General features: G+C 72.7%; 25 protein-coding genes. 8 read left to right on the top strand and 17 right to left on the bottom strand.

Annotation, left to right across the window (positions count from 1 at the left end; all coding sequences use genetic code 11):
- Positions 1-69: 69 nt before the first annotated feature.
- Together AB0C78_RS25535 and AB0C78_RS25530 are read right to left on the bottom strand one after the other, a co-directional pair.
- Complete coding sequence (locus tag AB0C78_RS25535) at positions 70-1089, bottom strand: SPFH domain-containing protein (protein ID WP_360752136.1); 1020 nt, start codon at positions 1087-1089, stop codon at positions 70-72.
- Positions 1086-1541: an NfeD family protein gene (locus tag AB0C78_RS25530; RefSeq protein ID WP_360752133.1), complete on the bottom strand. Its 456-nt coding sequence runs from the start codon at positions 1539-1541 to the stop codon at positions 1086-1088. Before AB0C78_RS25530 ends, AB0C78_RS25535 begins: the two co-directional genes overlap by 4 nt.
- A 120-nt stretch (positions 1542-1661) precedes the next feature.
- Here AB0C78_RS25530 and AB0C78_RS25525 point away from each other — a divergent pair, with 120 nt between their 5' ends.
- The 3 genes from AB0C78_RS25525 to AB0C78_RS25515 all read left to right on the top strand — a co-directional run bounded on the left by AB0C78_RS25525 (position 1662) and on the right by AB0C78_RS25515 (position 5379).
- Positions 1662-3890 (top strand): molybdopterin-dependent oxidoreductase, encoded by a 2229-nt coding sequence (locus AB0C78_RS25525; protein ID WP_360752131.1) that lies wholly within the window; start codon positions 1662-1664, stop codon positions 3888-3890.
- Between the two features lie 232 nt (positions 3891-4122).
- Positions 4123-5040 carry a Rieske (2Fe-2S) protein gene (locus AB0C78_RS25520; RefSeq protein ID WP_151543467.1) on the top strand — a complete coding sequence of 306 codons (918 nt, stop codon included), beginning with the start codon at positions 4123-4125 and terminating at the stop codon, positions 5038-5040.
- Between the two features lie 90 nt (positions 5041-5130).
- Positions 5131-5379, top strand: a complete 249-nt coding sequence (locus AB0C78_RS25515; RefSeq protein WP_360752128.1) for a hypothetical protein — start codon at positions 5131-5133, stop codon at positions 5377-5379.
- Positions 5380-5509: 130 nt separating this feature from the next.
- Here the strand turns inward: AB0C78_RS25515 and AB0C78_RS25510 are convergent, their stop codons facing one another.
- Both AB0C78_RS25510 and AB0C78_RS25505 read right to left on the bottom strand, forming a co-directional pair.
- Entirely contained in the window at positions 5510-6283 is a 774-nt protein-coding gene (locus AB0C78_RS25510; RefSeq protein ID WP_360752125.1) for a sulfite exporter TauE/SafE family protein, read from the bottom strand.
- Between the two features lie 136 nt (positions 6284-6419).
- On the bottom strand, positions 6420-7208 hold the full coding sequence (locus AB0C78_RS25505) for an ABC transporter ATP-binding protein (RefSeq protein ID WP_151543464.1): 789 nt from the start codon (positions 7206-7208) through the stop codon (positions 6420-6422).
- A gap of 242 nt (positions 7209-7450) precedes the next feature.
- Here AB0C78_RS25505 and AB0C78_RS25500 point away from each other — a divergent pair, with 242 nt between their 5' ends.
- Entirely contained in the window at positions 7451-8206 is a 756-nt protein-coding gene (locus tag AB0C78_RS25500; RefSeq protein ID WP_360752123.1) for a hypothetical protein, read from the top strand.
- Between the two features lie 88 nt (positions 8207-8294).
- Here AB0C78_RS25500 and AB0C78_RS25495 read toward each other — a convergent pair whose 3' ends face one another.
- The 5 genes from AB0C78_RS25495 to AB0C78_RS25475 all read right to left on the bottom strand — a co-directional run bounded on the left by AB0C78_RS25495 (position 8295) and on the right by AB0C78_RS25475 (position 12501).
- A complete protein-coding gene (locus tag AB0C78_RS25495; protein ID WP_360752121.1) occupies positions 8295-9038 on the bottom strand; it encodes an RDD family protein in 744 nt (247 codons plus the stop codon).
- 88 nt (positions 9039-9126) lie between these two features.
- On the bottom strand, positions 9127-9453 hold the full coding sequence (locus tag AB0C78_RS25490) for a DUF2752 domain-containing protein (RefSeq protein WP_360752260.1): 327 nt from the start codon (positions 9451-9453) through the stop codon (positions 9127-9129).
- A gap of 367 nt (positions 9454-9820) precedes the next feature.
- Positions 9821-10606 (bottom strand): protein phosphatase 2C domain-containing protein, encoded by a 786-nt coding sequence (locus AB0C78_RS25485; protein WP_151543461.1) that lies wholly within the window; start codon positions 10604-10606, stop codon positions 9821-9823.
- A 36-nt stretch (positions 10607-10642) separates the two neighbouring features.
- Complete coding sequence (locus AB0C78_RS25480; protein WP_360752118.1) at positions 10643-11365, bottom strand: response regulator transcription factor; 723 nt, start codon at positions 11363-11365, stop codon at positions 10643-10645.
- A complete protein-coding gene (locus AB0C78_RS25475; RefSeq protein ID WP_360752115.1) occupies positions 11362-12501 on the bottom strand; it encodes a GAF domain-containing sensor histidine kinase in 1140 nt (379 codons plus the stop codon). The genes AB0C78_RS25480 and AB0C78_RS25475 overlap by 4 nt, the downstream gene beginning before the upstream one ends.
- 189 nt (positions 12502-12690) lie before the next feature.
- Between AB0C78_RS25475 and AB0C78_RS25470 the strand changes: the two genes are divergently transcribed.
- The 3 genes from AB0C78_RS25470 to AB0C78_RS25460 are packed head-to-tail and all read left to right on the top strand — an operon-like array spanning position 12691 to position 15793.
- Complete coding sequence (locus AB0C78_RS25470; RefSeq protein WP_360752113.1) at positions 12691-13383, top strand: SDR family NAD(P)-dependent oxidoreductase; 693 nt, start codon at positions 12691-12693, stop codon at positions 13381-13383.
- Positions 13380-14771 (top strand): MFS transporter, encoded by a 1392-nt coding sequence (locus AB0C78_RS25465; protein WP_360752110.1) that lies wholly within the window; start codon positions 13380-13382, stop codon positions 14769-14771. The genes AB0C78_RS25470 and AB0C78_RS25465 overlap by 4 nt, the downstream gene beginning before the upstream one ends.
- Positions 14768-15793, top strand: a complete 1026-nt coding sequence (locus AB0C78_RS25460; protein WP_360752107.1) for an S-adenosylmethionine:tRNA ribosyltransferase-isomerase — start codon at positions 14768-14770, stop codon at positions 15791-15793. Before AB0C78_RS25465 ends, AB0C78_RS25460 begins: the two co-directional genes overlap by 4 nt.
- On the opposite strand, the gene AB0C78_RS25455 is transcribed toward AB0C78_RS25460, so the two are convergent.
- Together AB0C78_RS25455 and AB0C78_RS25450 are read right to left on the bottom strand one after the other, a co-directional pair.
- Positions 15782-16276: a hypothetical protein gene (locus AB0C78_RS25455; RefSeq protein WP_360752105.1), complete on the bottom strand. Its 495-nt coding sequence runs from the start codon at positions 16274-16276 to the stop codon at positions 15782-15784. The genes AB0C78_RS25460 and AB0C78_RS25455 overlap by 12 nt on opposite strands.
- Positions 16273-16446 carry a hypothetical protein gene (locus AB0C78_RS25450; RefSeq protein ID WP_360752102.1) on the bottom strand — a complete coding sequence of 58 codons (174 nt, stop codon included), beginning with the start codon at positions 16444-16446 and terminating at the stop codon, positions 16273-16275. Before AB0C78_RS25450 ends, AB0C78_RS25455 begins: the two co-directional genes overlap by 4 nt.
- 198 nt (positions 16447-16644) lie before the next feature.
- Here AB0C78_RS25450 and AB0C78_RS25445 point away from each other — a divergent pair, with 198 nt between their 5' ends.
- Entirely contained in the window at positions 16645-17508 is an 864-nt protein-coding gene (locus AB0C78_RS25445) for a histone-like nucleoid-structuring protein Lsr2 (protein WP_360752100.1), read from the top strand.
- 52 nt (positions 17509-17560) lie between these two features.
- On the opposite strand, the gene AB0C78_RS25440 is transcribed toward AB0C78_RS25445, so the two are convergent.
- The 6 genes from AB0C78_RS25440 to AB0C78_RS25415 form a co-directional block, all read right to left on the bottom strand.
- Complete coding sequence (locus AB0C78_RS25440) at positions 17561-18817, bottom strand: DUF222 domain-containing protein (RefSeq protein ID WP_360752097.1); 1257 nt, start codon at positions 18815-18817, stop codon at positions 17561-17563.
- A 366-nt stretch (positions 18818-19183) separates the two neighbouring features.
- The gene (locus tag AB0C78_RS25435) at positions 19184-20161 is read right to left on the bottom strand and encodes a hypothetical protein (RefSeq protein ID WP_360752094.1); all 978 of its coding nucleotides are present in this window, start codon (positions 20159-20161) and stop codon (positions 19184-19186) included.
- Between the two features lie 243 nt (positions 20162-20404).
- Positions 20405-21679 carry a thymidine phosphorylase gene (locus AB0C78_RS25430; RefSeq protein ID WP_360752091.1) on the bottom strand — a complete coding sequence of 425 codons (1275 nt, stop codon included), beginning with the start codon at positions 21677-21679 and terminating at the stop codon, positions 20405-20407.
- A gap of 64 nt (positions 21680-21743) precedes the next feature.
- Positions 21744-22151 carry a cytidine deaminase gene (locus AB0C78_RS25425; protein ID WP_151543670.1) on the bottom strand — a complete coding sequence of 136 codons (408 nt, stop codon included), beginning with the start codon at positions 22149-22151 and terminating at the stop codon, positions 21744-21746.
- Positions 22152-22302: 151 nt separating this feature from the next.
- Complete coding sequence (locus AB0C78_RS25420) at positions 22303-23655, bottom strand: ABC transporter permease (protein ID WP_360752089.1); 1353 nt, start codon at positions 23653-23655, stop codon at positions 22303-22305.
- The gene (locus AB0C78_RS25415) at positions 23652-24836 is read right to left on the bottom strand and encodes an ABC transporter permease (protein ID WP_225992071.1); all 1185 of its coding nucleotides are present in this window, start codon (positions 24834-24836) and stop codon (positions 23652-23654) included. Before AB0C78_RS25415 ends, AB0C78_RS25420 begins: the two co-directional genes overlap by 4 nt.
- Between the last annotated feature and the right edge of the window lie 129 nt (positions 24837-24965).

Raw genomic sequence — 24965 nt, 5'->3', positions numbered from 1 at the left:
AGCATGGCACGACCAGGACAATCCCCCCACCCCACCCCCGACCACATCCGGCCCGCCGGGACCGCGCCTTCAGGAGGCCGGATCGGCGGGGGTCTCTTGGCCGTTGGGCTTGCCCTGGGTGAGTTGGTAGGGCGGTAGCGGGTCGCTGGAAGCGATCTCGCGGGGTGATTCGGGCTCGTCGTCGGGTTCGGACGGCTCCGGCTTGGGGGTGGTGCCGCCGAAGGCTTGGGTGACGGCCTGGAGGGCGCTCGTCACCTCGCTGGGGATGACCCAGAAGGTGCTGCCCTGGCCTTCGGCGAGCTTCGGGAGGGTCTGCAGGTACTGGTAGGCGAGCAGCTTCGGGTCGGGGTCGGCGTCGTGGATGGAGGAGAAGACGCGCTCGATGGCCTTCGCCTGGCCCTCGGCCTCCAGGACGGCGGCCTGCTTGGCGCCCTCGGCGCGCAGGATCGTGGACTGCTTGTCGCCCTCCGCGGTGAGGATCTTGGACGCGCGGGCGCCCTCGGCGGTGAGGATCGCGGCGCGCTTCTCGCGCTCGGCGCGCATCTGCTTCTCCATGGCGTCCTTGATGGACGCGGGCGGCTCGATCGCCTTGATCTCCACGCGGGTGACGCGGATGCCCCATTTGCCGGACGCGTCGTCGAGCACGCCGCGCAGGGCGGTGTTGATGCGGTCGCGGGAGGTGAGGGTGGCCTCCAGGTCGAGGGTGCCGATGACGTTGCGGAGCGTCGTCGCGGTGAGCTGCTCGATCGCCTTGATGTAGTTGACGATCTCGTAGTCGGCCGCACGCGGGTCGGTGACCTGGAAGAACAGCACGGTGTCGATGTGGACCACGACGTTGTCCTCGGTGATGACCGGCTGCGCCTTGAACGAGACGACCTGCTCGCGCAGGTCGATGAGCGACTTCACGCGGTCCACGAACGGCAGGACGAAGCTGATGCCGGGTTCGAGGGTGCGGTGGTAGCGGCCGAGGCGCTCGACGTTGCGGGCGCGGGCCTGCGGGACGATCCACACCGACCGCATCACCGCGGTGGCGACGACGGCGAGCCCGGCGACGAGGACGATGAGCAGGGCGATGGCGATGTCGGTCATGGTGCCTCCTCGCCCGGTCCGCCGGGGACCGGGTACAGCAGGGCGGTGGCGCCTTCGATGGCGAGGACGTCGGCGGCGGCGCCCGCCGGGATGACGAGGTCGGGGTCGTAGGGCCGCGCCGACCACTCCTCGCCGCCGATCCGGGCGCGCCCGCCGGCGCGGGACACCTCGGTGAGGGTGAGGGCCTCGCGTCCGACGAGGGCGGCGGCGCCGGTGCGCAGCGGGGGCGGCTGCCGGATGTGCCGGTGCGCGACGGGCCGGACGACGGCGAGGCCCGCGGCGGAGCCGGCGGCGAAGACGGCGACCTGCCCGGCGAGGGGGAGGCCGAGGGCGCCGGTGAGGCCGGCGGCGAGCGCGGCGACGGCGAGGAGCCCGAGCGCGAGGGTGAGCGTCAGCAGCTCGGCGATCCCGAGGAGCGCCGCGATCAGCAACCAGACGACCCACGCGTCCATAGCAGCTCCTTGTGGCTGCCGGAAGTCCTCACCAACAAAGTAACTCCAGAATTTGGAAATGGCGCCCCCCGCGAGAACAGGCCAGAATGGAGTTCGGTCTCACAGGAGGAGTGTCCGCACATGGGCGACCGCACGGCCTTCCGCACCTGTCCTCTCTGCGAGGCCCTCTGCGGGCTCGAGCTGACCCTCGACGACGGCGGCGCGGTGACGCGCGTACGCGGCGACAAGGCCGACCCGTTCAGCAAGGGCTTCCTGTGCCCGAAGGGCGCGACGCTCGGGGTGCTCGACGGCGACCCCGACCGGCTGAAGGAGGCGCTCGTCCGCGACGGCGAGGCCCACCGGACGGCCGGGTGGGACGAGGCGTTCGAGACCGTCCGGCGGGAGCTGGCGAGCGTCATCGAGCGGTACGGGCGCGACGCGGTGGCCGTCTACATCGGCAACCCGACGGCGCATTCGGTGGCGGGGCCGCTGTACGGCGCGGCGGTCGTGAAGGCGCTCGGCACCCGCAACCTGTACACGGCGAGCACCGCCGACCAGATGCCGAAGCACGTGAGCTGCGGGCACATGTTCGGCGACCCGCTCGCCATCCCGGTCCCGGACCTCGACCGGACCGGGCATCTGCTGATGCTCGGCGCGAACCCGCTGGAGTCGAACGGGAGCCTGGCGTCGGCGCCCGATTTCCCCGGCCGGCTGAAGGCGATCCGGGAGCGCGGCGGCAAGGTCGTCGTCGTCGACCCGCGCCGCACGCGGACGGCGGCGCTCGCCGACGAGCACCTGTTCATCCGCCCGGGGACGGACGCGTTCCTGCTGATGGGGCTCGTCCACACGCTGTTCGCCGAGGACCTCGTCACGGTGCGGCTCGACGGGATGGTGAACGGCCTGGACGACATGCGCGCCCTCGCCGTCGACTTCGCGCCCGAGCGCGTCGCGCCCGTCACCGGTATCCCCGCCGAGACGATCCGCCGGACCGCGCGGGAGCTGGCCGCCGCCGACCGCGCCGCCGTCTACGGGCGCATCGGCACGTGCACGCAGGCGTTCGGGACGCTCAACAGCTGGCTCGTGGACGTCCTCAACGTGCTGACCGGCAACCTCGACCGTCCCGGCGGCGCGATGTTCCCGCGTCCCGCGCACGCGCCCGTGTACCGGCGCAAGAAGCCGTTCACGACGGGCCGGTGGCGCAGCCGCGTCCGGGACCTGCCGGAGGTCAACGGCGAGTTCCCGGTCGCGACCCTGGCCGACGAGATCGAGACGCCCGGCGAGGGCCGGATCCGGGCGCTGATCACCATCGGCGGGAACCCGGCGCTGTCCGCCCCGAACGCGGCCCGGCTCGACCGCGCGCTCGCGGGCCTCGACTTCATGGTGAGCGTGGACCCGTACCTGAACGAGACGACCCGGCACGCGCACGTGATCCTGCCGCCGCCGCGGCCCGCGCAGACGCCGCACTACGACATCGCGCTGACCGGGCTCGCCGTCCGCGACTACGCGCGCTACTCGCCGCCGGTCGTCCCGCTGCCGGACGGGCGGCCGAGCGAGTCCGGCATCCTCGCGCGGCTCGCGCTCGCCGCGTCCGGCGCGGACGGCGACCCCGCCGCGCTCGACGAGATGATCATCTCGACGACGCTGCGGAAGGCGACGACGCTACCCGGCTCGCCCGTGCACGGCCGCGAGGCGGACGAGCTGCGCAAGATGCTGGCCGAAACCGGCACCCTCACCGAGCAGCGGCTCGACATGATGCTGCGGCTCGGCCCCTACGGCGACGGCTTCGGCGCGGACCCGTCCGGGCTGACCCTCACCCGGCTCCGCACCGAGCACCCGCACGGCCTCGACCTCGGCGCCCTCAAGCCCCGCATCGACGAGGTGCTGTGCACGACGTCCGGCCGCGTCGAGCTGTGCCCGTCCACCTGCGCCGCCGACGTCGACCGCCTCCACACCGCGCTCCGGACGCACCGCCCCGCCGAGTTCGTGCTGATCGGACGGCGGCACCTGCGGTCCAACAACAGCTGGCTGCACAACGTCCCCGAGCTGGTGCGCGGCTCCAACACCTGCACGCTCCAGCTCAACACCGCCGACGCGGCCCGGCTCGGCGTCGGCGCGGGCGACACCGTCCGGGTCTCGTCCCGCACCGGTTCCGTCGACGCCGTCGCCGAGCCCACGGACGCGGTCATGGCGGGCGTCGTCAGCCTCCCGCACGGCTGGGGGCACGACCGTCCCGGCACCCGCACCGCCGTCGCGCGCGAGCACGCCGGCGTGAACGTCAACGCCGTCACCGACGAGCAGGAGATCGACCCGCTGTCCGGCAACGCCGTCTTCAACGGCGTCCCCGTCACCCTGACCCCGGTACGGCCCTGACCCGGCGCTCGCTGGGCGTGCACGCCCGTTCGCGATGTGTTTAGCCCCGGCGCGTCCAGGTAGGTATCCCTCGCCGCGGGCGGCTCAGGCCGCCTCGAACGTCACATGGGGGATCGACTAACCTCGCAATCGAGCGTCCCATTACGGCCGTCTCTAACCACTGGGCCGGACGGAACCGATGGGTCCGGGCGCCGCCTCGGGCGGGCCGCCCGCACGCACCCGAGGGAGGGACATGAACCGGCGGTCGAGCAACATCTTCCGGCGCGGGTCGCGGGCGCAGGCGTCGCAGCGGCTGGCGGACGCGACGGAGACCCTTGAGCGCGCGCGCGGCCTCGACCGCACCATCCGGGTGCTGTCCACCGCCGTGCGCAGGACGCTCCGTCCCGGCCCCCTGAAGGACACCCTCCACGGCGTCCCGTTCGGGCACCCCGCGCACACACCGCTCACCGACGTGCCGATCGGCTGCTGGATGTCGTCGGCGATCCTCGACCTCATGCCGGGGACGGCGCGCGCCTCCCAGGCCCTCGTCGCGGCCGGGCTCGCCGGGGCCGTCCCGACCGTCCTCACCGGCATCGCCGACTGGTCCGCGCTGCACCGCGAGCAGCAGCGCGTCGGGCTGGTGCACGCGTCCGCGACGGCCACCGCGAGCATGCTGTACTCGGCGTCCCTCGCCGCCCGCTACCAGGGACGGGACGGCGCGGGGAAGGCGTTCGGGTTCGCGGGGCTGACCGTCCTGCTCGGCGGCGCCTACCTCGGCGGGCACCTGGCGTTCCGGCAGGCGGCGGGCGCGAGCCACGCCGACCAGACGTCCCACCTCGTCGCGACCGGCTGGCACGACCTGTGCGCCGCCGAGGAGCTCCCGGACGGCTGGCCGGTGCACCGCCGGCTCGGCTACATCAGCCTGTTCGTGCTGCGCGAGGGCGACGAGATCAACGTGCTCGCCGACCGGTGCAGCCACCTCGCCGGGCCGCTCCACCAGGGCCGCGTCACCACCGACGACAACGCCGAGACCTGCATCGTCTGCCCGTGGCACGGCAGCACGTTCCGGGTCCGCGACGGGTCCGTCGTGCACGGCCCGGCGACCGCCCGGCAGCCCTTCTTCGAGACGCGCGTGACGGACGGGGTCGTGCAGGTCCGTCCCGTGGGCTGACCAGCGCTTTTCGCCTGCTTCGCGGCGGTTCGTGAGGCCCTGTTCGGGGTATAAGTCGAATATACGTTCGACTATCGGAGGTTCGCGCCGATGAAGGGCGACAGGGTCGAGATCGTGATCGACGCCGGCGGCGAGGGAACGCGGACGTACGAGGTGGTCGCCGCGCGGGCGGGCCGCCGCGTGGAGGTCGCGACCCGGCGCGGCGTGGTGGAGGTCAGCGAGGTCACCCGCACCGGCACCCCGGTCCGCACGGCCCGGTTCATGGCCAGCCGCGTGCTGGCCCTGGTCGAGTACCCGAACAGCGACGCCCATCCCGACGACCCCACCCCACCCGCCTGACCCCAGCCAAGGACGGTTGAAGCCCAGCCCGCGCCACGGGCGGGCACGCGGAGCGAGTGCAGCGAGCGCAGCGGGCCCGCACGGCCTGTTCGTCGTGACGGGGGTTCCAGGGGGTCGCCCCCTGGGAGAACTAGCGCAGCAGGTTCACGATCGCCACGACGCCGACGACGACGATGACGCCGCGCAGGACGAGCGGCGGGATGCGGCGGCCCACCTTCGCGCCGATGAAGCCGCCGACGGTGGAGCCCGCCGCGATCAGCAGCACCGCCCACCAGTTGATCCCGGTGTCGCCGAACAGCCAGGTGGCGATGAACATGATCGCCGCGGTGCCGTTGACGATGGCCGACAGCACGTTCTTGCTCGCGTTCAGCCGCTGGAGGTCGTCGTCCAGCATGATGCCGAGCAGCGCGATCAGCACGATGCCCTGCGCGGCGCCGAAGTAGCCGCCGTACATGCCGGCGAACAGCACGCCGATCCACAGCCACGGGCCGCCGTGCGCGTGGCCGCCGCCGTCCTCGCGCCGCCTGCGGATCCAGCCCTGGAGCCGCGGCTGCACCACGACCAGCACGAGCGCGATGACGATCAGGATCGGGACGATGAACTTGAACGCGGACGCGGGCAGGCCCAGCAGCAGCAGCGCGCCGATCACCGCGCCGATCAGCGACGCGCTGCCGAGCCGCAGCAGCCGGCCGCGCTGCCCCTTCAGCTCGGCGCGGTACCCGTAGGCGCCGGTGACGCCGCCGGGGACGAGGCCGATGTTGTTGGACACGTTCGCCACCACGGGCACGTACCCGAGCGCCACCAGCGTCGGGAAAGTGATCAGGGAGCCGGACCCCACGACGGTGTTGATGCCTCCGGCGGCGACCCCGGCCGCGAACACCGCGGCCGCGTCCAGCAGGTTCAAGAGGGCCCCATCCCAGTGCTAGCGGTTGGCAACGGCGCTCACGATGGTAGGGACAGCGCAGCTCAGGACGGTAATGGGGGTGCCCGTTCCGTGGCGGTCCGCCCGGAACGCCGGGTGGCCGGGGGTCAGCGGCGGCTCAGCGGACGGCGCGCGCGTACCAGCGGCCGCCCTGCCGTTCGATGGTCAGCGGCAGGCCGAAGCAGGCCGTCAGGTGCTCGGCGGTGAACACCTCGTCGACCTTGCCCTGCGCGACGATCTCGCCCTTGCGCAGCAGCAGCGCGTGGGTGAAGCCGTCCGGGACCTCCTCGACGTGGTGGGTGACCATCGCCATCGTCGGGGCGGTGGGGTCGTCGGCGAGGGTGGCGAGCCGGGCGACGAGGTCCTCGCGGCCGCCGAGGTCGAGGCCCGCGGCGGGCTCGTCCAGCAGCAGCAGCTCCGGGTCCGGCATCAGCGCGCGGGCGATCTGCACCCGCTTGCGCTCGCCCTCCGACAGGGTGGTGAACGTCCGGCTCATCAGCTCGGCGCAGCCGAGCGCGTCCAGCAGCGCGACGGCGCGGCTGACGTCGGTGGAGTCGTACTCCTCCTGCCAGCGGCCGAGGATCGCGTACGAGGCGGTCAGCACCAGGTCGATGACCCGCTCGCCGGCCGGGACCTTCTCGGCGAGCGCGGTGCTGGCGAGCCCGATGCGGGGCCGCAGCTCGAACACGTCGGTGCGGCCGAGCTCCTCCTCCAGGATCTCCACCGAGCCCTCGGTGGGGTGCATCATCGCGGCGGCGATCTGCAGCAGCGTCGTCTTGCCCGCCCCGTTGGGGCCGACGACGACCCACCGCTCGCCCTCGTTCACCGTCCACGTGACATCGCGCAGCAGGGCCGAGCCCCCGCGCCTGACCCCGACTCCGCGGAGCTGAAGTACCTCGCCGGCCATCGCGTGCCTTCGTCCCCATTCCCGGTGATCCCACCGGTCCCGGTCCGGACCGGTCCGTTCTCCAGGAAAGAACCTATGCGATACCGGGCCCCCGCCGCCCCCCGGCTCCCCGCGGCGGCGGGCCGTCCCGCCCGCACCGGAAGGCAGGAACGTCCCGCGGGCCCGATGGCACCGGCGATCCGAGCGCTTATGGTGGATCGCATGTCCATTGGGGAGTGTCGGACGCGATGAGCTCGGACGGGATGAGCAGGGACGTGGCGACCGCGCTGGTCGCGTGGGGCAATGCCTGGCTGACCGGCAGCGTCGGCCTGGACGAGGCGGTGGACGCGGTCGAGAAGGCGGCGGGCCCGCAGATCCTCGGCGGCGAGCCCGCCGAGGTGACGCTGCGCCGCGGCCTCGGCGACCTGCGCGTCGGCGGGCTGACCGCGCTGCGGCTGGCGCTGCCCGAGCCGGGCGACCCGCTGGGGCTGACCGGTCCCGCCGAGTTCAACCGGTCCGCGATCGACGCGGGCGCGGCGGTCGTCGTGCTGCTCGGCGACCGGGCGATCGGGCTGGTCCCGGAGGAGGACCGGCGCGGCTCGTCCTATGTCGGGGTGCGGTGGACGACGCACGACGCGTCCGCGCACCCGCCGGACGTGCCGGGCCTCGCGGACGCCGACCGCCAGCTGACGCTCGCGATGCGGGACGCGACGGAGGCGCTGCTGGCGGTGGACGACGTGTCCGGGGTGCCGCCGGAGATCGCGGACGCGCTGGTCGACCTGCGCGATCCGCACCGCGGCGACCATCCGCTGGCGCCCGGGTATCCGCCGCGCGCGCACCGGGTGGCGGCGCTGGCGGGCCGGCTGGCCCTCGTCGTGGACCTGGCGCGGCGGATGGACGAGCGCGGCCTCACCGCCGACCAGATGCGCCGCCGGAGCGAGGCGCTGCGGCTGCTCGACCGGGCCGTGCGGCGCGCGCGGGTCGCGGCGTGCAACAGCGCGTTCGACCCCGTGCCCTAGGCGCCGTCCGCGGCGCGCCGCTGAGAACGTGCCAAAAGCAGAGCGGGACGTCCCCGGAGGGACGCCCCGCTCGGTACGCCGTCGCCGCTCAGGTGCGGACGACGAGGGTGTTGCACATCTTGTCGGCGAAGGTCTGCTTGCGCTCGTCCCACAGCGGCCACAGGAAGCCGATGTCGCAGGCGGCGCTGTCGGCGATGTGGGCGAGGCGCCGGACGAAGGCGCCGCCGAACCCGAGGACCTGCCCGGTCTGGGCGCTGACGACCTTGATGCCCATCTGGCGCTTGCCGAGCGTCTGCCCGGTGGTGCCCTCCTGGTAGATCATCCAGATGCCGCCGCCGAAGCCGATGACCGCGGCGACCAGCAGGAACAGCAGGCCGAGGAAGGCGCCGCCGCCGCTGCCGGAGCTCATCAGCAGGATCGCGATGAAGTAGAGGATGCCGACGGGCGCGCCGATGACGAGGCCGTCGATGATGGTGGCACCGGCCCGCGAGCCCCACTCGGCCAGCTGGCCGGTCGAGCCGTAGTGGTGGTGGTGCACCTCCTGGTACGCCGGCTGCGCGGGGGCCGGGGCGGGCGGGGCGCCGTAGGCGGGCTGCGCGGCGGGCGGCTGGCCGTAGCCCGGCTGCGCCGCGGGCGGCTGGCCGTACCCGGGCTGCGCCGGCGGCTGGCCGTAGCCCGGCTGGGCCGGGGGCTGGCCATAGCCGGGCTGGGCGGGGGGCTGGCCGTAGCCGGGCTGCTGGGGCTGGCCGTAACCGGGCTGCTGTTGCCCGTACCCGGGCTGCTGTTGCCCGTAGCCCGGCTGCTGACCGTACGGGTCGTAGGGGTTACCCACACTTGCTCCTTATTGATTGACCCTGTGGATATGTGACGCCCGCCGGACCCGGAGGGCTCCGCAAGTCTGACCGACGATCGACCGCGGCTCAAACCCGCAGAACACCGAACCGGACGAGCTGCCACAGCTCCGACCCGACGAGGGCGGCGCCGAGCATTCGGGCACGGGTCTTCGGCTGGAGTGCCCACCACCGTCCTCCGAGCCCCAGGGGGGCGAGGGCGACGGCGGCCGCACCGGTCAGGGCCAGCGGGTTCGCGAGGGCGCCGCGGACCGGATGGCCCGCGCCGGACTCGGCGAACACGGTGGTCCCCCCGCACAGGGGACACGGGAGACCGGTGAGCGCCCGCAGGGGGCAGAGCACGCCGGGGTCGTGGAGGCGGTGGATCCATGAAACGCCGACGGCCGCAACGGCCATCGCCGCAACGCGCAGCAGCACGCCTCGTGGGCCGTGCCGCGCTGCGGTGAGGGTCCGGCTGGCGAGCCGGCCGAGCGCACCCCGCGGTGCACCGGCGGCCGCCGCCCCGGGCGCTCCCCCCAACGAATCCTCCGCCTCGAAGACAAACGGCTGAGTGACCCGTATACCGGGTTCACCCGGAGGCGGGTCAAGTGCGGGCAACGATCCGCGACGCGACCGTTACCGAGAGCACGCTGAGTCCACCTCGGAGCAAGAGTAGGACAAACCGCCAGCTATGCGGGCAGACTTCAGGGTTACGGTTGCCACGAATCCCGTCGCGAGCAGCACGGGAACGCGCCGGACGGGCCGGCCGCCGAGCGGCCGGGGGTCAGGACTGCGCGGCGGCGCCGACGACCACGGGGCCGCCCGCGTCGGCGTGGTACTCGGCCTCGACGACGTCCGCCACGACCGCGGTGATGTTGTCGGGGCCGCCGTTGTTGCGCGCCTCCTCGATCAGCGCGGCGACGGCGCGCTGCGGGTCCGCCTCCGCGGACAGCAGCTCGTAGATCCGCTGCGCCTCGACCGGGCCGCTCAGCCCGTCCGAGCAGAGCAGGTAGCGGTCGCCGAGCCGGGCCTCGCGCAGCCGCAGGTCGGGTTCGCGGTCGTCCCGCCCGTCCAGCACCCGGTACAGCACGTGCGACAGCCGCGACGTCTCGGCGGGGTCGGCGGTCTGGCCCGCCTGCTCCGCCTCCGCCTTCAGCAGCTCGTCCATCGTGTGGTCCTGGGTCATCTGGAACAGCTCGCCGTCGCGCAGCAGGTAGCCGCGGGAGTCGCCGATGTGCGCCAGGGCCACCGACTCGCCCGACCACAGCATCGCGGTGAGCGTCGTGCCCATCCGGCTCAGGTCGGGCCGCTCCTCGCGGACGATGCGCAACTTCTCGTTGGCCTCCGCGACCGCGCGGCCGAGGCTCTCGACCAGATCGTCACCGGGGGCGCCGTTGTCCAGCGAGCGCAGCGAGCCGATGACGGTCGAGCTCGCGACCTCGCCGCCGGCATAGCCGCCCATGCCGTCCGCGACCGCGATCAACCGTGCACCGGCGTAGCCCGAGTCCTCGTTGTTCTCTCGGTTGCACCCGATGTCACTGCCTGCTGCGTACCTGATTGCTACGTTCATACCGATTTCGATGACGATCCTGTCAGAGGAGTTGTATCACTCACGAGCGGCCTCCCCGGCCCGGTCCGCGCCATCCCGGCCGGCGTCGTCCCGGGCGGTGCCGTCCCGCCCGATGCCGTGCCGGACGGCGTAGAGCGCCGCCTGCGTCCGATCCTGCACTCCCAGTTTCATGAGCAGATTACTGACGTGCGTCTTGACCGTCTTCTCCGAGACCACGAGCGCGCGGGCGATCTCCCGGTTGGACCTGCCCCGCGCGATGTGCACGAGCACCTCCCGTTCCCGTTCGGTGAGCGCGCCCAGGCCGCGGTCGGCCGGCTCGCGCTCGGGCTCCGCGCGCAGCATCGCCTCCGCCGCGTCCGGGGCGAACAGCACATGCCCGTCGTGCACCGCCCTGATCGCCTGGACGAGGGCGCGCGGGTCCACGTCCTTGTACAGGTAGCCGGCCGCGCCCGCCTGCACCGCCGGCAGCACGTGCCCGCGCTCGGTGACGCTGGTCAGGATCAGCACCCGCGCCCCCACCCCCCGAGCCCGCAACTCCGTCAGCGCGGTCACGCCGTCGGCGCCCGGCATCTTGAGGTCCATCAGCACGATATCGGGCTTCAGCGATTCGGCCAGCGTCACCGCCGACGTGCCGTCCTCGGCCTCGCCGACCACCTCGATGTCGTCCTGGATGCCGAGGAACGTGCGCAGCCCCTGCCGGACCACCGGATGGTCGTCGGCGATCAGCACCCGGATCGGCGGCGGGGGCGGCGGCGTCACAGCGGCACCTCCAGCCGCACCGTCGTGCCGCGCCCGGGGCCCGCGTCGATGCCGAACGCCGCGCCGATCGAGCACGCCCGGTCGCGCATGGACGCGAGGCCGAGCCCGCCCTGCTGGTCGCCGTCGGACGCCGCGAACCCCGACCCGTCGTCGGCGACCTCCAGCACGGCGCTGCCGTCCAGCACGCGCAGGCTCACGTCGACGGTCCGCGCCCCGGCGTGTCGCAGCGCGTTGTAGACGGCCTCCTGCGCGATCCGCAGCACGACCGCCTCCTGCTCCTCCGGCAGGACGACCGGTTCGGCGGCGGTGAACCGGACGGCGGTCTCGTGCGCCCGGTCCAGCACCTCGGCGTGCTTGCGCAGCGACGCGACGAGGCCGTCGGCGAGGTCCGCGGGCCGCAGCTCGAAGATGACCGCGCGCAGCTCGGCGAGCGCGTCGGCGGCGAGCCGCTCGACCTGCTCCAGCTCCTCGACGGTCCGCGCCGGGTCCTTCTCCGCGAGCGCGGCCGCGGTGCGCGCCGTCAGCCGCAGCGAGAACAGCTTCTGCGCGACGGCGTCGTGCAGCTCGCGGGCCAGCCGGTTCCGCTCGGCGACGACGGTCAGCTCGCGGTTGTGCTCGTACAGCCGGGCGTTGGTCATCGCGATCGCGGCGTGCGCGGCGAACAGCGCGAGCAGGTCCTGGTCGTCCTGCGTGAACCCGCCGGGCTTGCGCTTGTTCGCCAGGAAGATGATGCCGAGGACGTCTTCCCCGTCCTTGATCGGCACGCCCAGGAAGTCCTTCAGCACGGGATGCGCGACGGGCCAGCCCTCGAACTCCGGCTCGCGGCGGATGTCGGCCAGCCGCTTCGGCGTGTCGCCGTGCAGCATCGCCGCGAGCATGCCGTGCTGGCGGGGCAGCGGGCCGATCCGCTCCCAGTCCTCGTCGGAGACGCCCTCGACGACGAACTCGGCGAACGACCCCTCGTCGTCGGGCACGCCGAGCGCCGCGTACCGGGCGTCCAGCAGCCGCGCCGCGGCCCGGACGATCACCTGCAGCACCTCGTGCACCGACAGGTGACGGGTGACGGCGAGCACGGCGGAGCTCACCGCGTGCAGGGTCGCGCCCTGCCCGGCCCCGAGCCCTTCCGCCTCGCCCATTCCGGCCTCTCGCCTCGCCCTTCGCGCGCCCTTCGACGGGCGCATGTGAAGACCGTACTCGGTTTTGCCCGGATGGCTCCGGACGCGGGCGCCGGCGAGGGGGCCCGGAGGTCCTACGACCATTTGCGGAGGGGCCCCGGGGGCCGATGGCCGATGCCGGACCGCGGCCCGCTTCCTAGCGTCGAGGGCATGAACACGGCCGCTGGAAAGACCGCACTGATCACTGGAGGCTCCCGGGGGCTCGGGCGGGCGCTGGCCCGCGAGCTCGCCGCGGCCGGCTGGACGCTCGTCATCGACGGCCGGGACGCCGCGGCCCTCGACGCGGCGGCGCGCGACATCGGCGGCGACGTCACCGCGATCCCCGGGGACGTCGCCGACGCCGCGCACCGCGCCGACCTCGCCCGCGCGGTGTCCGGCGGGCTCGACCTGCTCGTCAACAACGCGAGCACCCTCGGCACGACGCCGCTGCCGCGGCTCGCCGAGCAACCCGTCGCCGACCTCGCCGCGACCTACGCGACGAACGTGCTCGCGCCGCTCGCGCTGATCCAGGCCGTCCTGCCGGTCCTGCGGGAACGGCACGGCGCGATCCTCAACATCAGCTCGGACGCGGCGGTCGAGAACTACGAGACGTGGGGCGGCTACGGGTCGTCCAAGGCGGCGCTGGAGCAGCTGTCGAACGTGCTCGCGGCGGAGGAGCCGGACGTCCGCGTCTGGTGGGCGGACCCGGGGGAGATGCGCACCGACATGCTGCGCGCCGCCGGGGAGGACGCCGACGCCGCCCCGCCGCCCGAGGAGGCCGCCGCCGCGTTCCACCGGGGGCTCGTCGACGGCCGTCCCGCGAGCGGCCGGTACCGCGCCGCGGACCTGGCGGCCGCGCGATGACCACCGTGCTCGAACCGGACGAGGCGGACGAGGCGGACGACGCCGTCGCCGGGGAACGGCCGCGCCAGGGGGTGATGGGCGGCGGGTACCGGGTGGCGACCCTCGGGATCGTGCTCGTCGTCACCCTCCTGGCGTTCGAGTCGATGTCCGTCGGGACCGTCATGCCCGCCGTCGCGAAGGACCTCGACGGGCTGTCGCTGTACGCGTGGGGGTTCAGCGCGACGCTGATCGCGAGCCTGCTGTCCACGGTGCTGGCGGGCGGCTGGGTCGACCGGTCCGGCCCGGCGCGCCCGTTCATGATCGGCCTCGCGGTGTTCGTCGCCGGGCTCGCCGTCGCCGGGACCGCGCCGACGATGTGGCTGTTCGTCGCCGGGCGCGCGGTCCAGGGCCTCGGCTCCGGCGTCCCGATGGTCGCGCTGTACGTGGTGATCGCCCGCGTCTACCCCGAGCACCTGCGGTCCCGGGTGTTCGCGGCGCTGTCGGCCGCGTGGGTGCTGCCGTCGCTGGTCGGCCCCGCCGTCGGCGGCGCCGTCGCCGAGCACGCCGGCTGGCGCTGGGTGTTCCTCGGCCTGATCCCGCTGGTCATCCCGCCCGCGCTGCTGCTCACGCCGACGCTGCGCGGCGTCCGGCGCTCCGACGCCGCGGCGGACGGCCCCGGCCGCACCCGGTACACCGCCGCCATCGCCGCCGCCGGAGGCGCCGGGCTCCTCCTCTACGGCCTCGGACGCACCGGCTGGACCATGGCCCCCACCGCCCTGATCGGCCTCGCCGGGCTCGGCTACGGGCTCCCCCGGCTGCTGCCCGCCGGAACCCTCCGGATGCGCCGCGGGCTGCCCAGCGTCGTCGTCGTTCGCGGCCTGCTGTCCGGCGCGTTCTTCGGCGCCGACTCCTTCATCCCGCTGACCCTCACCTCCCTGCACGGCTTCAGCCCCACCAAGGCCGGCGTCGTGCTGACCGTCGGCGCGCTCGGCTGGTCCGCCGCGTCCCAGATCCAGGGCCGCTCCAAGCGGTCCCGCGAGTTCTTCGCGCTGCTCGGCGCCGTGTTCGTCGCCGCCGGGATCGTCGCCGTCACCGTCGCCCTGCAGCTGTCCGGCTGGGCCGCCGTGCCCGCCTGGATCGCCGGCGGCGCCGGCATGGGCTTCGCCATCGGCAGCCTCAGCGTCCTGATGCTCGACCTGTCCCCCGAGGACGAGCAGGGCGTCAACTCCTCCGCCCTGCAGATCGCCGACACCCTCGGCTCGTCCCTCGTCGTCGGCGCCGCGGGCGCGCTCGTCACCGGCTTCGGCACCGGCCGCCTCCACCTGGGGCTCGCCGCCGCCGGGGTCATGTTCGCCGCGATCGCCGCCGCCGGCGTCGTCGCCGCACTCCGCCTGGAGGCCCCGAAATGACCGACATCATCGACTTCACCCTGCCGCCGGACCTCGAAGCCCACGAACCCCCCGAGGCCCGCGGCCGCACCCGCGACGGCGTCCGCCTCCTCGTCGGCCGCCGCGCCGCCGGCGAGGTCTCCCACCACGAGTTCCGCGACCTGCCGTCGCTCCTCGACCCCGGCGACCTCCTCGTCGTCAACACCTCCGCCACGCTGCCCGCCGCCGTCCGCCTCGACCGCATCAGCGTCCACTTCTCCACGCCGCTGCCCGGCGCCGACGACCGCGACTGGATCGTCGAACTCCGCCGCCTGTCCGGCAAGGCGAGCCTCCCCTACGGCGGCGGCAGCCCCGGCGAATGGATCCCGATGCCCGGCGGCGCCACCCTCACCCTCATCGGCCGCCGCACCGACCGGCTCTGGCAGGCCCGCCTCAGCACCGACGTCGTCCCCTACCTGCGCCGCCACGGCGTCCCCATCCGCTACGGGTACGTCCGCCGCGACTGGCCCACGTCCGCCTACCAGACCGCCTTCGCCCACGACCGCACCACGGGCAGCGCCGAAATGCCCAGCGCCGCCCGCCCCTTCACCCCCGAGCTCGTCACCCGGCTGGTCTCGCGCGGCGTCCTGCTCGCCCCGATCACCCTGCACACCGGCGTCGCGTCCCCCGAAGCCCACGAGCCCCCGTACGCCGAACGCTACGAGGTGCCCGCCGCCACCGCCGCGCTCGTCGACCACGTCCGCTCCCAAGGCGGACGCGTCATCGCCGTCGGCACCACCGCCGTCCGCGCCCTGGAGACCGCCGTGGACGCCTCCGGACACGTCCGCCCGTCCTCAGGCTGGACCGAGCACGTCGTCACGCCCGAACGCGGCGTCCGCGCCGTCGACGGCCTCCTCACCGGCCTCCACGAGCCCCGCTCGTCGCACCTGATGATGCTCACCGCCATATCCGGCCGCGACCTCCTCGCCGCCACTTACCAGGCCGCCCTGGACGAGGGCTACCTGTGGCACGAATTCGGCGACCTCAACCTCCTACTCCCGTAGGGACGGCGACCAGCAAAGGTGCGCGGGGATCCCGTCGGCCATGAAGCTCTCCTCGAACGGCGCCCAATCCCCCGGATGGTCGATGACATGGACACGGCGCCCCTCCGGCTCACCCCGCCCCGCAGCCAACTCAGGCCGGACGGCCCCCACCGTGAGCCCGGCCTGCTCCGCGACCCGGAGCATGGCATCCACGTCCATCGGCTCCGTCGCCTCGATGTCGAACTGCTGGGGATCCAGACGCCGCAACAGCGCCTCGACGACGTCCCGGTCCACCGCACGCGCGCGCGCCGCCCGGATGAGGTCCTCGAACGCGTCCGCCGCACCCTCAGGGTCATCGCCCCACGCGAGGAAGGACTCCTCGACCTGGTGGTCACGCCCCACACCACCGCCGCCGTCCTCCAAGCCGTCCGGATAGTCCGTACGCCCCCACGCCGACCCGTCCCACCAGTAGACGTACTGGACGATGTGCTCGTCGCGCATCATCTGCGCCAGCCACTCCCAGGGCAGCCACGCCGGTCCCCGGCCAGCAGATCGATGGGCGGCACGTGCTCCCGCGTCCTGCTGTAGTCGACGTCATAGCCGTACAGGACCGCCCGTCCGCCCTCGACCCAGCTCATCCCGTGCCAGCCGTTGCCCACATCCTCGGTACGCACCCCGTCGCCCCGCACCGTCGCACCCCACCCCGGAGTACCCACGCTGAGCATGGCCGTAGCGCACGCCTCCGCCCACAACTCCTCAGGACCCGCCAACTCCACAGCCCACTCCCATCGCACAACGACCGCCCCGCCTACGACGCCGCCTCCGTGCCGGGAGTTCCCCGAACTGTCAGCCCTGACCACTACCGTCCGCCCATGCCGCTCTTAGACCGCTACGAGCACCCCGCCCACCGTCCCGAATACAGCACCCTCGTAGTACGAGGCACCCCCTGGACCACCGCCCTCCCACCCGAACTGGCCCACCTGAACCTCGACCTACTCGATGAGGATGCATTCGCAGGCCGGCCCCAAGGAGACCTCGGCGGCGCCGGAAACGGCTGGGTCCTCGCCACCGCGACAGCGCTCAACCATGTCGTCCTCGAAGCCCACGACGCGGCCCCACCTCCGTCCGACGAGCAGTGGGGCGACGTGATGGAGTCGCCCCTGCTCAATGAAGGCCTCGGAGTCGACCTGACCCAGGTCATCCAGAGCGAGCCGATGCGCGGCGTGAGGCTCGGCCCACCCGGCTTGTACCGCGTCCGGATGCACCGGAGGCGCCTCGACGACCGCCGGGAATGGCTGCTGCAGTTCTGGCCCGCCGGCGGCGTCCTCGAACCACCCCGCCGCCTGTCCCGCGGCCCGCGCCCCGCCCGGGACGGCGACCTCGACTCCGACCTGGCCATGGACCTCGTCGCGATCGCGCTCTGGTCCCCAGGCCAGGCGACCAAGGCGGATCTCGCCGAGCGCCTGCTCGTGTCCACAGAGGAGATCGACGCCGCACTGGCGTACACGCTGCGGTACGACCTGCTGCATGTGGACGAACGCGCCGCCTCGACCGTCTCCCTAACCCCCGTGGACAAGCGCCCACCCGAGGAACGCGACCCCTTCGCCGCCGCCCGCAAGCGAAGCGCGGCGATCAAGGCCTGGGCAAAGGCCAACGGCGTGAAGATCAACCAGCGCGGGAACATCCCTCCCGAGGTGGAGGAACAATTCCGCCGCCACCGAGGCCCCCTCACCTGAGCCCACCCACCTCACGGGCCGAGGCAGCGATGGAAATGTGGAATGGGATTGGTCATGCGGCCCGGTCGAGGGCAGGATCACCCGGTGGCCCATTGCTCGGTGTCGCGGCTCGGGCGGCCGGCGGAAGCAACCGATACACATACCGCCCATCCCGATCCTTGCTGATCTGGATCTGATCCGGGCGGCTGTGCTTGAACCGGTTATGCCACCCGCATACCAGGGTGAGCTGATCGATATCGGTCGGCGATCGGCCGAGCGCCCATCCGTGAACGTGATCCACTTCGCACAAGGTGCCGGGCATCTCGCATCCCCGCACCGCACACGAGGGGTACAGGGCTTCCAGGACCTGCCGTTGCGCCGGGCTCGCGAACCGCTCGCGCCAGCCCAGGTACAGCGGGGTGTTGCCCTTTCCCAGCAGGAGCGGCGAGACTCCGGCCGAGAGGGCGATGCGACGGGCCTGCTCGGCAGGAATCGGCGTTCCGTCGATGAGCCGGGCGGGGGCGTTGCCGCCGGTAAGAGTGTCCAGGTCGCAGATCACGGTGACCTTTGAGGCCTTGTGCCCGCCCGACAACACGCCGGACAAGGCGGCTGCGGTGCGCTCGCCCATGTCCCGACGGTCATCAGGCCCGGCAGGCTTGGCCAGCGGCGCCAGGGTGCCATCCCAGATCGCGGCGTCCTCGGGGTTCAACCAGCCCTTGACGTACCGGCCGCCATCGAGGGAATGCGTCGTGGTCAGCCATGACTTGGCGTAGCCGCGGCGGGTGTCCTCGTCGGGGGCGTCTTCGGTGCCGTCGCGTTCGGCGATGACGTCACGGATGCGGCTGCCGAACGCGGCGACCTTCCCGGCGGAGAACCCTTCGTCGGCCATCTCCAGCAGCAGCGTCTCAGCCTGTGCGCAGTCGATGTCGTCCAGCCGCGCGACCGAGTCCGCAATGGTGGTGGCGTAGCCGAACGACAACTCCCCGGCCGCCAGCCGCTGGACGACTTGAGGAAGGCGGTGGCGCTGGCGAGCCAGTGCCAGGCGGTCTTTGGCACGGTTGTCCCGCATCCCCAGACGAGACCGCAGCCACGCCTTGGGCGAGGGGTATCCCCACCGGGCTTGTTCACCTGCCGCGTCGACGCGGCCGATGAAACCGGCCATTGCGCTTTCCTGGAGATCGGTCGCGGCGGCGAGGGTTTCGGTGAGCTCCAGGCACGCGGCCGCCGATTCGGGGACGTCCCGTCGGGCGAGTTCAGTGGCGATCATTGAGAGCGCGTCCACCAATTCCGCGGTGGACGCCACCCCCAGCTCGACCGTCACAGAATGCATACCCGCATTCTACTTGGCGTGACCGGGGATTGCATCGCGAATTCACCGGTAAATGCGGATACTTTCCAGTATTCAAATGGCGGCTATTAGCCCGCTCCACCGGCCATCTCGCCCCTCCGAACACGCGTACGGAAGGCGGTGGTGGGGTGGCGCGACCCGGGGGCGGGGCAGGCGGAGCCTGCCCCCATCACCTGCCCAGGGGCCGCAGAGGCTCCAAAGTCAAGGGTGGACGAAGTCCATCGCGAAGCGACGCCGAAGGCGCCCTTGACTTTGGAGGGGCGGCCCCGTACGCAAGCGCCGCCCCCACCGCCCGATATCCCATCGCCGAGCGCGATATGGTCCGGCTAGCATCAGGCAATACCCCGATTAGAGTCGCTCGTAGTCGTAGGTCATCCCGATTCCGAGAGTGCTTTGCATCGGGAGAAGTCCGGTACCGACGATGTCGAGGACGATGGGCATCAGCAGATCCGCCAACTCCTTGACCTCATCCGACGTGAGCGAATCCCACGGCCCGGCCGCGAGTTCGTCGGTCTGCTTCTCAATTGCGGCGCGAACCCGAACCCCTTCTTCCGTCGCCTCTACCGCACCATCGCTCGCCGATCCCGCGCCGTCACTCCCCGATTCCGCACCTTCGCTAGCCGATCCCGCACTTTCGCTCGCCGATCCCGATTGCGCACCTGCGCGCACCAGACCGCGGGCGGCGAGCCGCTCCCGGGCGGCGTTCCATTCCTCGGGCGTCCACTGCCGGCTGGCGAACACGTCGACGGGAGCGGCCCCGACCGCGGCATGCGTGACGAGCGCCTCGATGGGCCCGATGTCGTGTGCACGCAGCGCCGCGATGTGCCCGTCTCCCCGGTGCTCGCGCAGGATGGTGGCGGCCTGCCAGAGCACCATGTGGGGCTCGTCCGGCCAGGGCAGCGCGGCGTTGGCGGCGGCCATCGGACGGCCTGCGAGGTCCGCCGCCTCGGCGACGCGACGCGCCGTCTGGGCGGCTCGCTCCAGTTCCGGCGAGCCGATCCGGTCGCCCAGGATCCGGCGCAGCACACGATCCATGGCGGTACGGCGCGCGGCCAGAACCTGCTCGGGCGTCGCCTTCCGCCAGGCCGGCGTCATGAAGCGCTCCACCATCTCCGGATTGAAGCTGTAGAACAGATCGCTCACCGTCTGCGCGTCGACCGCCCCGAGAGGCGCGGCCCGGTAGGGGAAGTAGCTCGGCCACCGCTCGTCGATGGCGTATCCCAAGGCCGCGGCCTCCTCGGAGGCCTCGGGCGCGTAGTACAGGACGGCATGGACGGGCTCGAGGAGCTGCCACATCTGCCGGACGGTGCTCAGGTCGTGCGTCATGGTCATCCTCCGCCGCCTAGAACTTGTCACTGTCTAGATCCGGGTACAGCTTCGCTCGCGGACACCATCTTGTCAATGTCTAGTTCACACTCGGCCGACGTTCACCACACGACCCAGGTCCGCGAGCCGCCAGAGCATCCACCACGACCCGCCACAGCACCCGCACCCACACCCACACCCGCGCCAGCGCCAGCGCCCACACCCGCGCCAGCGCCCACACCCGCGCCAGCACCGGCCCAGCGTTCAGGAGATGCGGTCGAGGACGAGCGGATGGAGCTCCGGCGTACCGTTCTCCTCGATCGAGTACGCGCCGTCCAGCGATTCCAGCGCGCGCGCGAAGCGAGACTCGTCGTCGGCGTGCAGGGTCAGCAGCGGCTGTCCCGCAGCAACGCGGTCGCCCGGCTTCGCGTGGCAGGTGATGCCGGCGGCGAACGACACCGGGTCCTCCTTGCGCGCGCGCCCCGCGCCGAGACGCCACGCGGCGACGCCGACACCATAGGCGTCCAGACGCGTCAGCACACCGGACGACGGCGCCACCACGACATGGTTCTCCCGCGCGGACGGCAGCGCCGCGTCCGGGTCCCCGCCCTGGGCGCTGATCATCCGCCGCCAGACGTCCATCGCGGACCCGTCCTTCAGCGCGTCCGCCGGGTCCTTCCCGGAGACGCCCGCGGCGGCCAGCATCTCCCGCGCCAGCGTCAGCGTCAGCTCCACCACGTCCGACGGCCCGCCCCCGGCCAGCACCTCGACCGACTCCGCCACCTCGACGGCGTTGCCGACCGCGTTGCCGAGCGGACGGTCCATGGCGGTGAGCAGCGCGACCGTCCGCAGGCCGTGATCGGTGCCGATGGCGACCATGGTCTCGGCGAGCTCGCGCGCCGTCTCCGGCGTCTTCATGAACGCACCCGAGCCGACCTTGACGTCCAGGACCAGCGCACCCGTCCCCTCGGCGATCTTCTTGGACATGATCGACGACGCGATCAGCGGGATCGACTCGACGGTCCCGGTGACGTCCCGCAGCGCGTACAGCTTGCGGTCGGCGGGGGCGAGCCCGCTGCCGGCGGCGCAGATCACGGCGCCGGTGGAGCGCAGCACGTCCAACATCTCGGCGTTCGAGAGCGACGCCCGCCAGCCCGGGATGGACTCCAGCTTGTCGAGGGTGCCGCCGGTGTGCCCGAGGCCCCGCCCGGACAACTGCGGGACGGCCGCGCCGCACGCCGCGACCACCGGCGCCAGCGGCAGCGTGATCTTGTCTCCGACGCCTCCGGTGGAGTGCTTGTCGGTGGTGGGACGGTCCAGCGCGGACCATTCCATCCGCTCCCCGGACCGGATCATCGCCTCGGTCCAGCGCGCGACCTCGGCGCGCGTCATGCCGTTGAGCAGGATCGCCATCGCGAGCGACGCCATCTGCTCCTCGGCGATCGCGCCCCGCGTGTAGGCGTCCACCGCCCAGTCGATCTGGTCGGCGGTGAGCGTTCCGCCGTCGCGCTTGCTGCGGATGACGTCGATGGCGTCCACAGTGTCCTCTCAGTTCGGAACGTCAGGCCTCGGGAGGCCCGAACATCAGAGCCAGGTCAGGTCGTCAGGCCCGGGAGACCAGATCGTCGGGCCCGAACGCGTCGGGCAGGACGTCCGACATGGGAAGGATGCCGCGGACGGTCTCCAGCAGCATCGGGGCGCCGCCGTGCTCCCACAGGAGCTGCCGGCAGCGCCCGCACGGCATCAGCGGGTCGCCGTGCCGGTCGACGACCGCCACCGCGACGAGCCGGGGCCGGGCCGCCTTGCCGGGCCCGTGCAGCGCCGACACCAGGGAGCACTCGGCGCACAGCCCCACCCCGTACGAGGCATTCTCGACGTTGCAGCCGGTGATGACGCGCCCGTCGTCCACCAGCGCCGCCGCGCCCACCGGGAACCCGGAGTAGGGCGCGTACGCGCGCTCCATCGCCTCTCGCGCGGCGGTGCGCAGCGCAGGCCAGTCGATGTCCGTCATACACCCCATGATCTCTCAGGCCCCACCCGCTCACTCCGGACGCCGCCCGATCTCCCAGGACGACGCCCGATCTCCCAGGACGCTGCCCCGCATCTCCGGACAGCGCCCGACCTCCCATGCCGCCGCCCCCGATGCCCAGACCGGGGCCCGGTCAGCGGGCCTCGCCGCGCCGGTACCGGAGGCCGTCGGCGGCGGGCATCCGCAGCCGCTGGCTGGCGAGCGCGAGGACGAGCAGCGTCGTCAGGTGCGGGCTGAACGACACGAGCTCGCCGGGGACCTCGTCGCTCAGCAGGAACCAGACGAGCAGCCCCGCCGCCGCGACCAGCGACAGCACCGCGCCGACGTACGCGCCGCGGACCTCGCGCCGCCCGAGGTCGGTCACGACCTGCGAGCGGAGCCGGTTGGCGCGCACGCCCTGCCAGATGGCGACGCCGACCAGCAGGATCGTGACGAACAGCAGCAGCGCGTGCACGGACTGGCCGCCGCCGCGCACGTTCATCGCGTCGGTGTAGCCGAACAGCAGCGATCCGGCGGCGAGCCCGCCCGGCCGCCAGTTCCCGAAGATCATGGACGCGAGGCCGATGTAGCCGCGTCCGCCGGTCTGGCCGTCCTGGTAGAGGGTCGCGGCGACGGTGACGAGGAAAGCGCCCGCGAGCCCGGAGAAACCGCCCGAGATGATGACGGCCGCGTACTTCATCCGGTACACGTGCACGCCGAGCGATTCCGCCGCGTACGGGTCCTCGCCGCACGACCTGATCCGCAGCCCGAACGGAGTTTTCCACAGAATCACGAATGTGAGCGGGATGAGCAGCAGGCAGACCAGGGTGAGCAAGGACAGCCCGTTCGTCACCCCGCGAAGGATGCCCGCGATGTCCGACACCAGGAACCAGTGGTGGCCCTCCAGCGACCCCAGCCAGTCGGGGCTCTCCCAGCCGCCGATCTTGCCGCCGGACAGCACCGGCAGCGTCAGCGTCTTGATCGGGTCGATCGGCGGCGACTGCCGGGGCCCGCCGCCGAGGTCCTTCGCGTGCCCGGCGTTGAAGATCAGCCCGGCCAGGAACTGGGTGAGGCCGAGCCCGAGGATGTTGATCGCGACACCGGACACGATGTGGTCGACGCCGAACGTGACGGTCGCGATGGCGTGCAGCAGCCCGCCGAGCGCCCCGCCGAGGATGCCGAACAGCACGCCGATCCAGGGGCCCCACTGGTAGCCGGCCCACGCCCCGGTCCAGGTCCCGAGGATCATCATGCCCTCGAGCCCGATGTTGATCACGCCGGAGCGTTCCGCCCACAGCCCGCCGAGCCCGGCGAGGAAGATCGGCACGGCCAGCCGGAGCGCCGCGCTGACCGTCCCGCTGGAGGTGACGTCGTCCGCGCCGTCGACCATCCGGACGAGCGACAGCAGCACCAGCAGGCCCGCCGCGATCAGCAGGTAGTGCGGCCAGCGCAGCCGGAACTTGCCGTTCCCGGCCTTCGCCGGCGCGACGGTCTCGGTCGCGGTCATGAGGTGCTCCCAGCGGCCTCGCGGGCCAGGTCATGGCCGGTGGCCAGCTCCGCGGCGACGGACCGCTGCTGCAACCGGATCTCCCAGCGCCGGACGAGCTCGTAGACGATGACGACGGTCAGCACGACCACGCCCTGCATCACCCCGACGATCTCCTTCGGCACCTCGACCTCCTGGAGGATGTCGGAGGTCTGGTCGAGGAAGGCGAACAGCAGTGACGCGAGCGCGATCCCCGCCGGATGGTTGCGGCCGAGCAGCGCGACCGTGATGCCGGTGAAGCCGAGGCCCGCCGGGAAGTTCAGCGAGTAGTCGTAGGACTCGCCGAGCAGCCCCGGGATGCCGATCAGCCCGGCCACCGCACCGGACGCCACCATCGTGATCACGATCATCCGCTTGGCGCTGACCCCGCTGGCCTGCGCGGCGGACGGGGACAGCCCGGAGATCTTCAGGTCGAACCCGAACCGGGTGTAGTTGATCACGACCCAGAACACGATGCCGACCACGATCGCCAGGGGCAGCAGCCCGTACACCGCGCCGGGGAGGTCGATGCCGATCGCCGACAGGAAGCCGTTCAGCGGCCCGACCCGTCCCGAGTGCGGGATCGTCGCGGTCGCGACGTCGTTGCTGTTCGGCCGCGGCTCGGCGAGCCGCTTGTCGTTCAGCAGGTAGGCGATCACGCCGGTGGCGATCGCGTTCAGCATGATCGTGGACAGCACCTCGCTGACGCCGCGGGTCACCTTCAGCACGCCCGCGATCGCCGCCCACAGCCCGCCGACCAGCACCGCCGCGACGATCACCAGGATCTGCCCGAACGGCGCCGGCAGCGAGATCGCGCCGCCGAGCGCCGCCGCGAGGAACGCCGCCAGCCGGTACTGGCCGTCCACGCCGATGTTCAGCAGCGCCATCCGGAAGCCGATCGCGACCGCGACCGCCGACAGGTAGTACCGGGTGGCGCGGTTGATGATGTCGACGATGGAGTGCTGCTGCGTGCCGTAGTCGACCATGCTCTGCACGGCGCTGACGGGGTCGGCGCCGGTCAGCCGGAGCAGGATCATGGTGATGCCGAGCGAGATCAGCAGCGCCAGGATCGGCGCGCCGATCTTCAGCCCGAGCCCGGTCGGGCCGAGCCCGCGCAGGATCGCCTTCCACGACGGCACCGGCTCGGGCCCCGCCTTCACCACCGGGTCGCTCTCCGAAGGATCCGGCTCAGCCGGCCGAGGCACCTCCCCCCGCCCAGCCCCCGCCGCGCCGCCCGACTCAGACGCCGCCCCGGCCCCGGACACGCCGGACTCAGGGTCCACGCCGGACTC

The organism is Actinomadura sp. NPDC048394, assembly GCF_040651755.1.
GTDB classification, from domain to species: domain Bacteria; phylum Actinomycetota; class Actinomycetes; order Streptosporangiales; family Streptosporangiaceae; genus Spirillospora; species Spirillospora montaniterrae.
This window is presented reverse-complemented; position numbering and strand designations above follow the sequence as displayed.